General features: G+C 74.4%; 14 protein-coding genes. 5 read left to right on the forward strand and 9 right to left on the reverse strand.

Features of this window, described 5'->3' with window-relative positions; genetic code table 11:
• Positions 1 to 69: 69 nt before the first annotated feature.
• The 3 genes from ACIRBX_RS30805 to ACIRBX_RS30815 all read right to left on the reverse strand — a co-directional run bounded on the left by ACIRBX_RS30805 (position 70) and on the right by ACIRBX_RS30815 (position 2,954).
• Positions 70 to 1,545 carry a WXG100 family type VII secretion target gene (locus ACIRBX_RS30805; RefSeq protein WP_402301949.1) on the reverse strand — a complete coding sequence of 492 codons (1,476 nt, stop codon included), beginning with the start codon at positions 1,543 to 1,545 and terminating at the stop codon, positions 70 to 72.
• Positions 1,546 to 1,596: 51 nt separating this feature from the next.
• Positions 1,597 to 2,064: a hypothetical protein gene (locus tag ACIRBX_RS30810; RefSeq protein WP_402301952.1), complete on the reverse strand. Its 468-nt coding sequence runs from the start codon at positions 2,062 to 2,064 to the stop codon at positions 1,597 to 1,599.
• Between the two features lie 182 nt (positions 2,065 to 2,246).
• On the reverse strand, positions 2,247 to 2,954 hold the full coding sequence (locus tag ACIRBX_RS30815; RefSeq protein WP_402301954.1) for an endonuclease V: 708 nt from the start codon (positions 2,952 to 2,954) through the stop codon (positions 2,247 to 2,249).
• A 333-nt stretch (positions 2,955 to 3,287) separates the two neighbouring features.
• On the opposite strand from ACIRBX_RS30815, the gene ACIRBX_RS30820 reads away from it, so the two are divergent.
• Positions 3,288 to 3,578, forward strand: coding sequence for a hypothetical protein (locus tag ACIRBX_RS30820; protein WP_402301956.1), 291 nt, complete (start codon positions 3,288 to 3,290; stop codon positions 3,576 to 3,578).
• Positions 3,579 to 3,655: 77 nt separating this feature from the next.
• On the opposite strand, the gene ACIRBX_RS30825 is transcribed toward ACIRBX_RS30820, so the two are convergent.
• Together ACIRBX_RS30825 and ACIRBX_RS30830 are read right to left on the reverse strand one after the other, a co-directional pair.
• Entirely contained in the window at positions 3,656 to 4,351 is a 696-nt protein-coding gene (locus tag ACIRBX_RS30825; RefSeq protein WP_402301958.1) for an RDD family protein, read from the reverse strand.
• A gap of 81 nt (positions 4,352 to 4,432) precedes the next feature.
• Positions 4,433 to 5,863: an RDD family protein gene (locus tag ACIRBX_RS30830; RefSeq protein WP_402301960.1), complete on the reverse strand. Its 1,431-nt coding sequence runs from the start codon at positions 5,861 to 5,863 to the stop codon at positions 4,433 to 4,435.
• A 229-nt stretch (positions 5,864 to 6,092) separates the two neighbouring features.
• On the opposite strand from ACIRBX_RS30830, the gene ACIRBX_RS30835 reads away from it, so the two are divergent.
• Positions 6,093 to 6,509: an SsgA family sporulation/cell division regulator gene (locus ACIRBX_RS30835; RefSeq protein ID WP_345290404.1), complete on the forward strand. Its 417-nt coding sequence runs from the start codon at positions 6,093 to 6,095 to the stop codon at positions 6,507 to 6,509.
• A 340-nt stretch (positions 6,510 to 6,849) separates the two neighbouring features.
• Here the strand turns inward: ACIRBX_RS30835 and ACIRBX_RS30840 are convergent, their stop codons facing one another.
• From ACIRBX_RS30840 to ACIRBX_RS30850, 3 genes are all read right to left on the reverse strand, one after another.
• Positions 6,850 to 8,223, reverse strand: a complete 1,374-nt coding sequence (locus tag ACIRBX_RS30840) for a glycosyltransferase 87 family protein (RefSeq protein ID WP_402301963.1) — start codon at positions 8,221 to 8,223, stop codon at positions 6,850 to 6,852.
• A 148-nt stretch (positions 8,224 to 8,371) separates the two neighbouring features.
• Positions 8,372 to 9,958: a cellulose binding domain-containing protein gene (locus ACIRBX_RS30845; RefSeq protein WP_402301965.1), complete on the reverse strand. Its 1,587-nt coding sequence runs from the start codon at positions 9,956 to 9,958 to the stop codon at positions 8,372 to 8,374.
• 202 nt (positions 9,959 to 10,160) lie between these two features.
• Entirely contained in the window at positions 10,161 to 10,769 is a 609-nt protein-coding gene (locus ACIRBX_RS30850) for a hypothetical protein (protein WP_402301967.1), read from the reverse strand.
• Positions 10,770 to 10,936: 167 nt separating this feature from the next.
• Here ACIRBX_RS30850 and ACIRBX_RS30855 point away from each other — a divergent pair, with 167 nt between their 5' ends.
• Both ACIRBX_RS30855 and ACIRBX_RS30860 read left to right on the forward strand, forming a co-directional pair.
• Positions 10,937 to 11,710, forward strand: a complete 774-nt coding sequence (locus ACIRBX_RS30855; protein ID WP_402301969.1) for a response regulator transcription factor — start codon at positions 10,937 to 10,939, stop codon at positions 11,708 to 11,710.
• 35 nt (positions 11,711 to 11,745) lie between these two features.
• Positions 11,746 to 13,122, forward strand: a complete 1,377-nt coding sequence (locus tag ACIRBX_RS30860; RefSeq protein ID WP_402302094.1) for an ATP-binding protein — start codon at positions 11,746 to 11,748, stop codon at positions 13,120 to 13,122.
• Positions 13,123 to 13,272: 150 nt separating this feature from the next.
• Here the strand turns inward: ACIRBX_RS30860 and ACIRBX_RS30865 are convergent, their stop codons facing one another.
• Entirely contained in the window at positions 13,273 to 13,809 is a 537-nt protein-coding gene (locus ACIRBX_RS30865) for a VOC family protein (protein ID WP_402301971.1), read from the reverse strand.
• Positions 13,810 to 14,044: 235 nt separating this feature from the next.
• On the opposite strand from ACIRBX_RS30865, the gene ACIRBX_RS30870 reads away from it, so the two are divergent.
• A complete protein-coding gene (locus ACIRBX_RS30870; protein WP_402301974.1) occupies positions 14,045 to 14,611 on the forward strand; it encodes an Lrp/AsnC family transcriptional regulator in 567 nt (188 codons plus the stop codon).
• Positions 14,612 to 14,630 lie beyond the last annotated feature (19 nt).

A 14,630-nucleotide genomic window follows, 5' to 3' on the forward strand; every position in this document is an offset into this window, starting at 1 on the left:
CTCGCTGGAATCGTCCGTGCTGCGTACCAGGGCGGGTATCCGTTCGGATACCCGCCCTGTCGATCTCGATCAGTCCACCACGTTGGGGTTGGACGGCTTTCCGGATGCCCAGGTTTCCTCGTCCTCGACGAGGTAGCCCGGACGTCGCTTCTCCTTCTGGTCCTTCTTCTTGCCCGTCTGATTGGCGGCAGGCATCGCTCCGCCCCCCTGTCCGGCCGCGCCCTGCCCTGCAGCCTGGCCCCGGCTGCGGCCGAGCCCGGACCCGCCCTCGGTGAAGGCACTCCGGCCACCACCGCCGCCTGCCGCACCGCCCACCGTGCCTCCGCCCATTCGGCCAGCACCAGCACCGGTACCACCGGCCGCACGGCTCGCCTGGCTGCCGCCGAGGCCACCACCGCCAAGGCCACTCGTGGCCGAACCTCCGGCGCCCTGCATGCCTCCGGCCCCGAACGCACCGCCGGCACGTCCAGAACCGCCGACACCCTGCCCGAGGCCACTTCCCCCGCCTCGTGCGGAGCCCCCGAACGGGCCAGCGGCCCGGCTGCCGCCGCCGAGCTGACCGCCACCGCCCTTGGCGCCGTTCAACTGCCCCCCGCCGCTCTTGGCCCCATTCAACTGGCCGCCACCGATGGTGCTGGTGCCACCGCTGCCGCCACCGTAGGACGACCCACCGCCGCTGCCGCCAGACCCGTGACCTGTGGTGCCCGGGCCGGTCGGACCGGAACCCCCGGGCTTCGGGGCAGTGGTCACCCCGTCGAGCCCGGTCACCGGTCCGTACGGAGTGGACGAGGGTGACTTCGGAAGCGGATTCGCCATACCGCCCTTGATCCCCGGGTCAGTGGGACGGAACTGCTGACTCGCCTTCGGAGACGGAGGCGCCGAGGAACCCACGGGCCCGCTCACCCGGGAGGTCACGGACCCGGCGTTTCCGCCCTTCCCGCCAGCCATCCCCACGCCACCACCCATGATCATGGCAGCTACCGCTGCCGTGCCCATCGAGTCGGACGCGACGACGTCCCCCATCTCCTCAAACCGCTTCGGCGGAGGCTTGAGGTAGTCGGTAGCCGCTCGATAGCGGGTCGCAAGAAGGTTCATGACTGCCACAGCCTGAGCCTTCTTCTCGTCCGTGACGGCAGTCTTGGTGTCTTCGTCGTCATTGCCGGCAGCGGCTGACGCGGTGTCACCGATCGCGTCAGCCGCCTTGGACCAGAAACTGGGCTCCTCAGGCATGGTGCTCTTCGCCTCGGCAATGGCGTTCGACATCAACTCGAGAGTCATCGCGGCGTCGTTGGTGTAGGCCGCCACGTACTGCACGTGGGTCGCCAACTCGGTCATCTTCGTATGGAAGGCGTCGCTGGAATCACCCTCCCACGTTGTCGTGGCATCACTGGTCGAGGTCACGAGCGAGGTGTGGATCTGCTTGAGCGTCGCCGTGGCCCGACGCCATGGATCAGCAGCGGACATCACGCCGCCGGAGTCCATGGAGCCGACCATCCGACGGAGGTCGCCGTGACTGTAGCCGTTGAAATTGGTGTGCTCACCCATGAGTTGGTACCTCCATCCCGCTGGCGGTCGGTGCTACGGAGTCCTGTTTCCTCACCATGTCCCCTGGGACTCTCCGCCAACTGTCGGGCTGACGGTGGGTGACGGCGCCTTGGGTGTGGGCACCGTAGCCGGACGCCGTCCGGAGCCGTACGACACGGGTGCCGCAGTGACACCGCCCTCGACCGACCACCCATCCGAGTTGACCTTGAGGTGGCGAGAGGTCTCCGCCTCCTGGTCCTCGTAGTTGGCAGCGGTCAGGTCCGCCTTACGCTGGGCCTCGTCAACGGCGTCCTGCAACATGTTGAGCACGTCACGAAGACCGTCGCGGGTGCGCTCGTACTGCTCGCGCAGGGCGTTCGCCTCGGCGAACGACCCGAACGCCGTGTTGGCCACCCCGGTCTGGCCGTGGGTGCGGGTGCCATCCGCTCGTGACTGGAACTCGTCCAGTAGGCCGCGCACCTGCGCGGCGAAGGCCCGCAGGCTGTCCACCTCGACGCGGTAGCCCTTGCCCGTACTCACGACTGTCCTCCCCCGTGGAGCCAGTGCTGGACTGGTTGGTTTGACCCGGTATCAAGTGTTTCGTGGGCGACGGACCCGTGGCGGTCGTCCCCCTCAACCCTTATGTCTAACACATGGCTTACCCGGTCCGGACGGGGACGTGACGCCCCGTCGGACATTGGGACGGAATCCGTACAGGCGTGTCAGTGGAGGGTGGCCGCGAGGGCTCGGCGGCAGAGGGAGTCGGCCCTGCGGGTGGTCTCGGGGAGGCGGTAGGCGGGGGTGAGGCGGAGGACGGTGGCGAGGGATTCGGGGAGGCCGATGCGGTGGCCGACGGAGACGAAGACGGGTTTGACGTCGGGGCGGGTGCGGAGGGCGGCGCCGACCTGTTCGCCGGTGGTGGGGTCGAGGAGGGGGGTGGTGGCGCCGCGGGTGGGGGCGGGTGGGGTGTGGGTGAAGGTGAAGGGGGTCTTGGCGACGCCGAGGGTGGGGAGGTCGGTGAGGAGGCCGAGGTGGGTGGCGAGGCCGAGGCGGCGGGGGTGGGCGAGGCCGTAGCCGTCGCAGACGACGAGGTCGGGGCGGGTGCGGAGGGCGGCCAGGGCGTCGAGGACGGTGGGGAGTTCGCGGAAGGCGAGCAGGCCGGGGACGTAGGGGAAGGAGATCCGGCCGGTGGCGGTGGCCTCCTCGACCACGTCGAGGGTGGGGAGGGAGAGCAGGACGGCGGCGGCGACGACCACGTCGCGTTCGTCGTCGTAGGCGACGTCCACGCCGGCGACCAGGGCGTCGGGGGCCGGTTCGGGGCCGGTCGGGTCGGTCAGCGCGCACAGGCGGAGTTGCTCCGCGACGGCCTCCGCCTCGGTGCGCGGCCAACCCTCGGGGGCGCTGGACGGGTGGGACGACGACGGTGGCACGGGCACTGCTCCCCCGGGGTGTTCGAGTGTTCGGGGTCACCGTATCCAGCCGGCGGGGTGGGCAGCGTCGGCGGCGTGAACCCGTGCGCCCCCGAGTGGGGCGGGAAAGGTACTTGTCGGGGCGCGGGGGTGGGTAGACCGTTGAGGATGAGGTAAGGCGAGGCTTCCCCGCACACCCCGGGCCGAGGCCGGGTCACAGCCCGGCGAGACCTCGCCGAGTTCGGGCCGGGTCGCGGTCGCGGTCGCGGTCGAGCCACCCGGCAGGTCCCCCGGCACCACCCCTCCCCCGTAGTCGATCGAGCGGGCACCCACCCGTGCGAAGGACGGTCCGTCATGTCGCGTCCCACCTTGGCCCATCTCAGCGCCGGCGTCCTGACCGTGATGGTCGCGGCGGCCGTCCTGCTCGCCGTCTCGGGGTCGAGGGGGGTGTTCGAGATAGCGGTGCTGGTCGGATTCGCGGTCGCGCTCGGCACCCTGACGACCGCTCTGCTGGTGACCGGGGCGGAGCGGCGGCACCGGGTGGAGGGCCTCCGGGCCCGGCGGACCAGCTCGGTGCGGGCATCCGCGGAGCAGGCCGGGTCCGCGGCGCGGGCGCCGCACCCGGAGTACGCCGCCCGGCGCTGAACGCGCGGGTGCCCCGTGCGGCGGCGGGAGGCGCGGCCGCACGGGGCACCCGGGTGGCGGACGGGGCCGAGGGTCCGTCAGGCGGTGCTGACCACCACGGTCTTGGCCGCCTTGTCGTGGACCGCCTGGCGGTAGGGCTTGTCGAAGACGCCGAACAGGCCGTCGGCCACCCACCAGAGCTGACCGCAGCAGAGCAGCGCGGGGACGGCGAAGGTGGCCGCCCGGCTCCAGGCCGCTCCGGCGGTCGGGGTGCTGCCGTCGATCAGCATGGCCACCCGGACCTTGGTCAGCTTCTTGCCGACGGTCTGGCCGTCCCGGCTGAGCATCACGCCGTCGTAGACCAGGAAGAGGGCGTAGGTGATCCAGGCGGCGCTGAGCCAGCCGTTGCGCGAGCCGAGGTCGGCGAACGGGGCGGCCAGCACCAGGGCCACCACCTGGACGATCAGGTAGTCGATCACCCGGGCGCCGATCCGGGCGCCCCAACCTCCGAGCGGCGGCATGCCCGGCGCCACCCCGGCGCCCTGGTCGTACGGGCCGCCGTAGGGCGACTGGCCGTACGGGGCCTGACCGTAGCCGGGCGGCGGGGGTGGCGGAGGCGGCGCCGCACCGTAGGGCGAGCCGCCGGGCGCACCGTTGTACGGGCTGCCGCCGGGGGCGGGCGGCGGGGTGCCGTACGGGTCGGCCGGCGCACCGGACGGCGGGGGCTGCTTGTCGAAGGCGGGCCGGTCGCCCCCCTCCGGTTCGGGTCCTGACGAGGGGTCATGGGTGCTCATGAACCGAGTAGAACATCATGAATACTGTGGTGTTGGGATATTTGGTCCGTTTTGCCTACCCGACGCCCCGTCAGCTCGGGATCAGGAGCGGACCACCCGGGTACCGGCGGCCCGGTCGTGCCAGCCCCGCCGCCCCTTCCGGTCGCGGACCGGGGCCAGCAGGCCGACCACCGAGAGCACCGCCAACTGCCGCACCAGCCACCGCAGCACCGACCGGCCGAACGACGGCGGGGTGCCGGCCCCGACCCCGGTGATCACCTTGATCCCGGCCAGCCGCTTGCCGAAGGTCCGCCCGGTCCGGGACACCGGGAGCACCTCGTAGAGCAGGCCGGCCAGCAGCAGCACCCCCAGCAGCACCCCGATCCGGCCGAGCACGGTGCCGTCGACCAGCCAGACCTGCACTTCGGCGCCCTTCCCGGCGGTGCTGGCGGCACGGGCCGCGGTGACCTTCTGCTCCAGGTGGACGGTGATCGAGCGGACCGTCGGCACCCCGGCCGAGACGGCCACCACCGCGAGCACCAGGCTGTCGACCAGACGGGCCGTCAGGCGGCGGCCCGCTCCGGCCGGGACGGGAGCGGCGGGCCTGCTGCGGGGCGCCCCCGACGCCCGGCGGGCCGGATCGCCCGAGACGGCAGCAGCGGCAGGAGCGGCAGGAGCCGACCGCGCCGGGGCGGTGGCCGTGACCGGCTTCCGACGGCCCTCGGGCTCTGTCTGCCGAGCCGACCGGACCACGGTGGGCCCGGGCGCCGGGGAGGTCGGCCCGGAGACCGACTCCGCCTCGACGACTGCCGGCTCGACCACGGTCGACCCCGGCGCGGGATCGGAGGCCGGAGCGAGGACGGGGGACGCGGCCGGCGCGGGGATGGCCGGGGCCGGGGCCACCGGATGGGACGGCGCCTCGGGAGCGGGGGCCGACAGCTCGGGAGCAGCGGGCACGGCGCGCGGGGCACCCCAGGAGATCCGCTCGCCCGGCCGGACCTGGGCCGCCTGCCACCCCGCCGCCGCCCCGGCGGTCGCGGCCGAGGCCGGCGCCGGGATCGCCACCGGTACCGGAGCCGGAGCCGAAGCCGAAGCAGGGGTCGGCGCGGACGCGGGCGCCGGGACCTGGGCGGTGACGGGGCCGGCCGGGAACGGTGTCATGACGAAGGACGCGCCGCCCGAGGTCTCGTCGAAGTACATCGGACCGGTCTCGTCCACCCGGGCGTACGAGTCACCCGGAAAGGGGCCCGGCCGGCCGGCCGCCGGGTGGGTGGCCGGCGGGAACACGACCGGCGGGGGTGGGGCGGCCGCGGCCAGGTTGGCGGGCCGCTGGGCGACACCCCGGGGCGGCTCCAGGTGCTCACCGGGGCCGGGCGCCGGCCGGCTGGTGCCGGGCACCCAGGCGGCTCCGCCCCAGTAGCGGACGAAGCCGGGGACGGAGGGGTCGGGGTAGTAGCCCGGAAGCGGGGCCGGCGGAGCGGCGGCCAGCACCCCCGGTTCGCCCTGGTGTGCCGCGAAGGGGCGTTCCGTCATGGGGTCTTCTCTCCTGGCAGCAGCACCGTGGGGCGACGGACCGTCACCGGCCGGTCACGGTCGGACAGTCGTCGAGCAGTCACAAAGGGTAGTGCCTCGGCGCCACTGTGGCGGGCAGTTGGCGAATCCCAGGACATCCGCCGAAAGCGTGTAAGACCCTCGCCGCAGCGCGCTCTCCTCCGGTGGAGGGGCTCGACGGCGGGCCCCCGACACCGAGAGGAATGCCGTCATGGAGCGGTCCACGAGCGTGGTCGAGCACGAACTCGAACTGAACCTGGTGCTCTCCCCCGAGCGCAGCGTCCCCGTCCCGGCCCGGCTGTCGTACGGCAGCCACGACCCGTACGCGGTGCACATCACCTTCCACCTGGACACCGGCACCCCCGTCACCTGGGTGTTCGCCCGGGAGCTGTTGGTGGAGGGGACCTTCCGGCCGTGCGGGCAGGGGGACGTGCGGATCTGGCCGACCCGCTCCGGGCGGCGCAGCGTGCTCTGCATGGCACTCAGTTCCCCGGCCGGGGACGCGCTGCTGGAGGCGCCGCTGCCGGCCGTGGCGGCCTGGCTGGAGCGGGCCCACCGGCTGGTCCCGCCGGGTGCGGAGCTGGCGGCGCTGGACCTGGACCACTCGCTGGCGGAGCTGCTCGCGTGAGGTGGCCGGGCGGCGGCGGAGCGGCGCAGGCGGACGGCCGCTCAGCAGGTACCGCCGGGTGTCGTCGGGCGGCGTGGCTCGTGCGGCGTGGGCCGTCACGGTCCGCGCCGGGGAGTGCGCGGCCGGGCGTGGGGGCCGGCCGACGCTCCGTCAGCGACGCCCGCCCGGGGATGCACGCGGCCGCGCTGCCGGGTGGAGGAGGCCCGGGGTGGCGGGGACTCCCGCCGAGTGGGCTCACCGCGCCGGGTCAGCGGCGAGCGGGGGCAACGGCGAGCGGACCGGCCTTCGGAGGGGACAGGCCGGTCCGGCGGACGACGCCGACCACTGAGGGACCGTCAGGTCAGCGTCGCGGGGCGGCCCCGGCCTCGACCGGGGCCCGGCGCTGGGCCGGCAGGCTGATCAGCGGCGCCCCGGCGGAGCGGCGGCGGGAGCGCACCCGGAGCGCGGCGGTCAGCAGGAAGCAGAGGCCGACCAGGGGATAGACGGCTGCGGGGAGCTGGGCGAGCGGGGAGAGGCGCAGATCGAGGTCGCCCTTGTGGGGCACCAGCCACATGCCGAAAGAGACGAAGGCGAGCAGCGTGGCGGCGAAGATCGGCCGCCACCGCAGCCGCCGGACGGCGGCCGGGCGGGAGCGCTCGTGCGCGGCCTCGGCGGCCAGCAGCACCAGCATCGGCACGCACCAGACCCAGTGGTGGGTCCAGCTGATCGGCGAGATCAGCACAGCCGTGACGGCCGCGCAGCAGACGCCCCACGCCTCGGCCCGGGGGGCCCAGCGGGCGCTGCGGTAGGCCCAGGCGGCGGTGGCCAGTCCGGCCACCGCGACCAGGGCGCCGGCCAGGGTGGCCACGGTGCCCGGTTCGGCGGTGTGCAGCAGGCGGGCGACGGCGCCGCGCACCGACTGGTTGTCGACGATCTCGGTCTTGCCGACCCGGGAGGAGTCGTAGAGGTACTTGGTCCAGAAGCCCCAGCTGGCGTCGGGCAGCACCAGGGCGCCGAGCAGGAAGGTGCCGAGGAAGGTGAAGCCCGCGACGAAGGCGGCCCGGATCCGACCGGTGATCAGCAGGTAGACCGCGAACAGACCGGGGGTGAGCTTGATGCCGGCGGCGATGCCGATGGCCACGCCCTTGGAGCGCTTGCCGTCCGGGCGGGTCAGGTCGTAGAGGATCAGACAGGCCAGCGCCAGGTTGATCTGGCCGTAGCGGAAGGTGGTGAAGACCGGCTCCAGCCAGACGCCGAGCCCGGCCACCAGCACCACACCGACCGGGCGCAGGTCCTTGCGCGGCCAGCCGACCAGCTTGAAGGAGAGGTGGGCCAGCAGCGCGAGCAGCGCGACGTTCCCCAGGGTGATCGCCACCCGGAGGAACGGGACGCCGAACCAGGTGGTCGGCACGAACAGCATCGCGGCGAACGGCGGGTAGGTGGCCGGCAGGTTCCACTCCGTCACGCGCAGCGCGTAGAGGTCGGTGCCGTTGGCCACGGCGGCGCCCTCGGCCCGGTAGACGATCATGTCCACCATCGAGGTGCCGACGAAGTGCCGCAGCACCGCGTAGACCAGCAGGGAGAACACGGCCAGCAGGGAGGCGCCGACCATCAGTCGGCGGGGTGCTCCCTGGACCGCCTCCCGGACCGCCTGCGGAGCGGCCCGGAGCGGGCGGGCAGGCGGATCCGAGGGGTCCCGCTCGGGGGCCCTGCGCTGTTCCTGCGCCGTTGTCACGTTCCGCTCCGTCCGCCGGTCGACCAGCTAGCGACCTTACCCGACCGCCTCCGGCCCCGGCCCGGCGAGCAGGAGGGAGGAGGGGAGAGCGGAGCGGCTCCTGACCCCCCGTGGGTCAGGAGCCGCTGCTCACCGGTCGGACGGGACGTCAGCCGGTGTAGGCGCCGAGGGCCCGGGTGAAGTCCAGCGGCTGCTGGGCGATGCTGCTGCAGGTCGCGTCCGCCGCCTGCTTCGGGCCGCCGGGGCAGGCCTTGTCCCGGGTGCCGGACCACATCGACAGCCAGGCCAGGTGCTTGGTCCTGGCGAACGCGGCCAGCTGCTCGGCGTCGGCGACGGTGAAGACCTCGGTGGTGACGTCGTTCACCCCGATCATCGGGGTGACCGCGACCTTGGCCCAGGCCGCCCCGTCGGACAGGCCGAGCACCGACTTCAGCTGCGCCTGGGTCGCGGTGGCCGCGTCGATCGCGTACGTGCCCATCCGGCCCTGCGGGTTCGGCGCCGCGCCGGCGCCGTAGTCCATCGCCATCACGTTCACCGCCCCGATCGCCACCCCGGCGGCCTTGGCCCCGGCGACCAGGTTCACGCCGTCCTGGGTGAGGCCGCTGGGCAGCACGGGGAGGGTGAAGGAGACGTCCAGCGGGCGCCCCTTGGCGGCGGCGTTCTTCTGGAGCTGGACGATGGCCTGGGCGCGGCGGGTGTTGGCGGCGGTGTCGCCGAGCGCGCCGCCCTCCACGTCGAAGTCGACCTTGGTCAGGGCGTAGGCGTCCACGGTCTTCTGGTACGCGGCCGTCAGGTCGGCCACTGAGGTGCAGGCGGTGGCGAGTTCGCTGCCGTTGGCGCCGCCGAAGGAGGCCCGGACGTCACCGCCGATCGCGCGCAGCTCGCCGATCCGGGCCGCCACCGGGTCGGCGGCGAGGTCGCTGACGCCGCCCCACTTCGGGGTGCAGCCGCCGCCGGAGACCACGAAGGCGAGGTTGTAGTCCTTGGCGCCGCCGGCCTTGGCGGTGGCCACCAGGTCGAAGGGGGGCCAGAGGGAGGTGTCGACGTACGGCGCGAAGTGAGCCGCCGTCAGGGGCGGTGTGGTGGCCGTCGGAGTCGGGGTCGGCTTCGGGGTGGGGGCCGCGGTCGCGGTCGGGGACTGACTCGGCGTCACGGTCGCGGTCGGCCGGGGCGTGGCAGTGGTGCCGGCGCTGGCGCTGGCACTGGCGCTCGGGGAGGCCGGGGCGGAGGGGGACGCGCTCGGGGTCACGGTGGGGCGGCCCGAGGGAGTCGGCGGTGGGGTCGAACCGCCCTTGCAGGGCGCGTCGTTGACGGTGCAGTTGGTGGGCTCGGCCTGGGCGGGGCCGCTGCCCTGGACCACGAAGCCGACCTCGACGGTCCGGCCCGGCTCGATCCGCCTGTTCCAGGACTGGGCCTTCACGGTGACGTGCTGCCCCGTGGTGCTGACCGAGGCGTTCCACAGCGAGTCGATCCGGGCCCCCGCCGGGAGGTCGAAGCCGAGGGTCCAGTCGTCGATCGCCTCGCTGCCCGGGTTGGTCACCAGGTACTGGCCGGTGTAGCCGCTGTCCCAGGTGCTGGTGCGGCTGTAGACGGCACCGAGGCCGGCCGCGCCGGCCGAGGTGGCGAAGGTGACGGCGGCCCCGGCGGCGAGCACGGTGGCCAACGCCGCGCCCAGCACGGCCGGCCCCTTCCGGCTGCGGCGGCGGTGTCCCGGGTGGCGGGTGGGCTGGCTCATCTGCGCGCTACCTCCGGCGTCACCGGAGGCCCCACGCCTCCGGACCCGGCAGACGCTAGCCCCGGCGGACCGGCCGGAAGCGGCGCCTCAGCCAGCGGAACGCCTCTCTTAGGGGCCCGTTAAGGAAGAAGGGGAGAAGAGCGACGGCGGCCACCGGCGTGCCCTCCGTCGGCGACGGTGCCGGGTCCGCGACCCGCCGGGGTCAGCGGACGACGGTCTGGACGTCCGGGTGGTGCCCGTTCCAGGTGGCGAAGACGGAGTTGGTGGCACCGTCCTTGGTGAAGTCGACGCGGAGCCACTTGTCGCCCTGCCAGATCTGCATCTGCCAGTCCTTGTCGGGGGTGGCGGAGACCAGTTCGGCGGTGGTGGGCTGCATGTCGAGGGCGACCAGGCCACCGGGGACGCGGTAGCTCCTGACCGAGGAGACCGGCGCCGGGTTCGGCTGGTCGGCCGGCGGGGTGGTGGCGGCGACGGCGGGCGCGGACGGTGCGCTGGGGGTGGGGCTGGGCTTCTTCGCCGGGGTGCGGCTGGGGCTGGGGGCCGGGGTACCGAGCGGGGCGATCGCGGGGGCCGAGGCGGTCGGCGACGGGCTCGGGGTGACGGCCTCGGTGGAGACGGCTTCGGCGCTGGGGGCGGCGGGAGTTGACGGGGCGTCGGACGGCGGGTTGGCGGCCGAGCTGGGGAGTTGGAGGGCGGTGGGCTGTTCGTAGGCGGTCTCGGCCAGCACCGCGTGCACGCCGAACCAGGACAGCGCCACCGCCGCCCCGGTGGCAGCCGTCCAGGCGCCGAGTTGTACGAGTCCGTTCCGCATCGCGTGCCATCCTGCCGTAACACCGGGACCGGCAGGAGTGCAGGTCAGGGAATCGGCAGGGAAGTTGCGCAAATGACACCGAGGTGGCAGGTGCCGAACGGGCCGGTTCCCTGCCGGAGCCACCGAGGTACAGACCAATCTCCCGGGATGGCGTAGCCTGCGGCCCCATGGCAACAGTGCTCGTGGTCGAGGACGACCCCTTCGTACGCTCCGCCCTGATCCGGCACCTGTCCGAGTCCGGCCACGCCGTCAGAAGCGTCGGCACCGCGCTGGAGGCGCTCCGCGAGGTGGCGCAGGTCGGCTGCGACCTGGTGATCCTGGACCTCGGGCTGCCCGATCTGGACGGCAGCGAGGCGCTCAAGATGATCCGTGGGCTGACCGACGTCCCGGTGATCATCTCCACCGCGCGGGACGACGAGGCGGAGATCGTCCGGCTGCTCAACGACGGCGCCGACGACTACCTGGTGAAACCTTTCTCCGTCGAGCACCTGACGGCCCGGATGGCAGCCGTGCTGCGCCGCTTCGGCGGCGGCAGCGCACCGGCCGGGCGGGTGCTGCGGGTGGGCGGGCTGGCCATCGACGTGCAGCGCCGGGAGGCCCTGCTGGACGGCCGGCCGCTGGACCTGACGCGGCGTGAGTTCGACCTGCTGGCCTTCCTGGCCGCCCGGCCGGGCGTGGTGGTGCCGCGCAAGGAGATCCTGGCCGAGGTCTGGCGGCAGACCTACGGCGGCGACCAGACCATCGACGTCCACCTGTCCTGGCTCCGCCGCAAGCTCGGTGAGACCGCCTCCAGGCCGCGTTACCTGCACACCGTGCGCGGGGTGGGAGTCCGGCTGGAGGCCCCCGCCGCCGAACCCACTGGCGGGCCCACCGCCGGGCCCGCCGCCGGACCGACCACCGACTCCACCGGCTCCGAACCCGAGGGCGGGGCAGCGACGTGAGGCGGGGCGACCGGGTCGGCGGGGGCGGCCACTCGCTGCGCTGGGCACTCGTCAGAGCAGCGGTGGCCGGGACCACCATGGTCGCGCTGGCCTTCCTGATCCCGCTGGGCCTGATGGTCCAGCAGACCGCCCGGGACCGCGCCTTCACCGCCGCCGAACGGCAGGCCGCCGCACTCGGCCCGGCGCTCGCCATCACCACCGAACGGGACGCCATCGCCCGGGCGTTGGCCTCCACCGACGCGGCCACCCAGGACCGGGTCGCGGTGCACCTGCCGGTCACCGGCTTCGGGCCCGGCACCGTGGTCGGCCACGGCCGGGCCGACCAGTCCTCGGTGGCGGACGCGGCCGGTCAGGGCCGCTCCGGGCAGGGCCGGTCCTTCGTGGCCGAGGCGCCCGGCGGCTTCGTCCTGCTCAAGTCCGTTGCGGTGAGCGGCAGTCGGGTGGCGGTGGTGGAGGTGTTCGTGGCCGAGGAGGAGCTCGGCCACGGGGTCTCCACCGCCTGGTGGGTGCTGTCGGGGGTGGCGGTCGGCCTGGTGGCCATCTCGGTGCTGGTGGCGGACCGGATGGGGGCCCGGATCGTCGGCTCGGCCCGGCGGCTGGCCGCCGCGGCCCGCTCGCTGGGCGGTGGCAACCTGGCCGTCCGGGTCCCGGTGGAGGGCCCGGAGACCGAAGGCCTGCCGAACGAACTCCGGGACGCCGCCCGCGCGTTCAACGCGATGGCCGACCGGGTGGTCCATCTGCTGGCTGCCGAACGGGAGTTGGCGGCCGACCTGTCCCACCGACTGCGCACCCCGCTGACCGTGCTCCGGCTGAACACCGCGTCGCTGGGCAGCGGCGACGCGGCGGACGCGGCCCGGCACGCGGTGGCCCAGCTGGAGCGCGAGGTGGACCAGATCATCCGGGCCGCCCGGCGCTCGCCCGAGGAGGTGCCGCAGGTGGCGATCGGCTGCGACGCGGCCGAGGTGATCCGCGAGCGGGTCGGCTTCTGGTCCGCGCTCGCCGAGGACGAGGGCCGCGGCTGGCAGCTGGCCGGGGCGGAGAGCCCGGCGCCGGTGCCGGTCCAGCGCGGCGACCTGGCGGCGGCGGTCGACGCCCTGCTCGGCAACGTCTTCCGGCACACTCCCGTGGGCACCGCCTTCGCGGTGGACGTGCTGGTCACCGACGGCTCGGTGATCGTCCTGGTCGGCGACGCAGGGGCCGGCTTCGCCGACCCGGAGGCCGCCCTGCGGCGCGGCGGGGGCCAGGGCGGCGAGGGCTCCACCGGCCTCGGCCTGGACATCGTCCGCAAGCTGGCCGAGACCACCGGCGGCGACCTGGCGCTGGGACGCTCGGCCGGCCTCGGCGGCGCCGAGCTCCGCCTCCGGCTGGAGACCCGCCCGACCGCCCCCCGGCTCTCCCGCCGCCGCCGCTGACCGGCCGGTCGGCAGTCGGCCGGCGGTCGGCGGTCGGCCCGAGCGGCCCGAGCCGACCGGCGCGGGATCGCGGGAGTACGGGAACCAGGGCGGCAGCACCGGCCTGACGGGGCGTCACCCGACCGGCGACCGGCCTCGCCCCCGGCAGCGCTACGCCGCCACGAGGCAGTCCGGCGGGGCCGGGCGGTAGCCCGGGAGGTACGGGCCGGGGTAGGCGGTGCGGTCGGCGAGCAGGTGGCGGGCCGGGCCGGGGGTGCCGAGGACGGCCAGGACGGCGGTGCCGTAGCGGTCGGAGAGTTCGAAGGGTTCGGTGACGGAGCTGGCGCCCCGGTCGACCGCGTAGTCGTAGGCAGCGTAGGCGTCGGGCACCTCGATCACCAGGTCCAGCAGAGCGTCGCCGTGCCGGCGGACGTGCTCGGTGAGCCGCCGGGCGTGCGAACTGCCGCCGGACAGCGCGGAGCTGACGACCAGCCGGGTCGCGCCGGACTCCAGGACGTAGGAGAGCACCGAGGGGCAGCCGGTGGCCGGGCCGGCCCAGGCGGTGCAGCGCATGGCGAGCGAGACGGCGTAGGCGCGGGCGGTGCGGTGGGCGTCCCGGACCGCGTACACCGCGTCGGTGCGCAGGACCGGGAGCGGGCCGTCCCCGTCCGGATGGAGGACGGGCAGTGCGGTGGAGACGTCGGTCAACGAGTACCTCCCCGGTAGGCCCCGCGGCCCGGTGTGGGGGCCCGTGCCACGGGGCGGTGCAGGGAGCGTGCCGTGGCGCCCGGCGTTACGCAACCGGTGCTCCCGGTCCTGGGCAAGCTGCGTCCCGGGGCCGGAGAATGGCGGTCACCGATGGACAGATTGCCCATCCCCCGCCCGCCCCCACGGGCCCGCCCCACCAGCCCCAACCGCCCCCACCCCGGACGGAGCAGCCGCCGTGCAGACGCCGAACGACGCCATCGACCAACTCGACGGCAGGCTGATCAGGCTCCTCAGCGAGGAGCCGAGGATCGGCGTGCTCGAGTGCTCCCGCCGGCTGCAGGTCGCGCGCGGCACCGTGCAGGCCCGGCTGGACCGGCTGCAGGCCCGGGGCGTGATCGGCGGCTTCGGCCCGCAGGTGGACCCGGCGGCGATCGGCTACCCGGTGACGGCCTTCGCCACCCTGGAGATCTCCCAGGGCCAGGGGGTGGACGTCCGGGCGCACCTGACCTCGGTGCCGGAGGTGCTGGAGCTGCACACCATCACCGGGCACGGCGACATGCTGGTGCGGATCGTGGCCCGGTCCAACGCCGACCTCCAGCGGGTGATCGACCGGGTGGTGGGCTTCGACGGGATCGTCCGGGCCTCCACCGCGATCGCGCTGGAGAATCCGGTGCCGTTCCGGGTGCTGCCGCTGGTGGACCAGGCCGCCAGGGACCAAGCCGCCAGGGAGCAGTCCGCGCGCGAGCAGGCGGCCCGGGAACAGGCGGTGCGCGACCAGGCGAACCGGGAGCAGAGCGCCTGACGCGCCGTCACGGAGCCGG

The sequence above is a fragment of the Kitasatospora sp. NPDC096147 genome, assembly GCF_044763225.1.
GTDB lineage: Bacteria > Actinomycetota > Actinomycetes > Streptomycetales > Streptomycetaceae > Kitasatospora.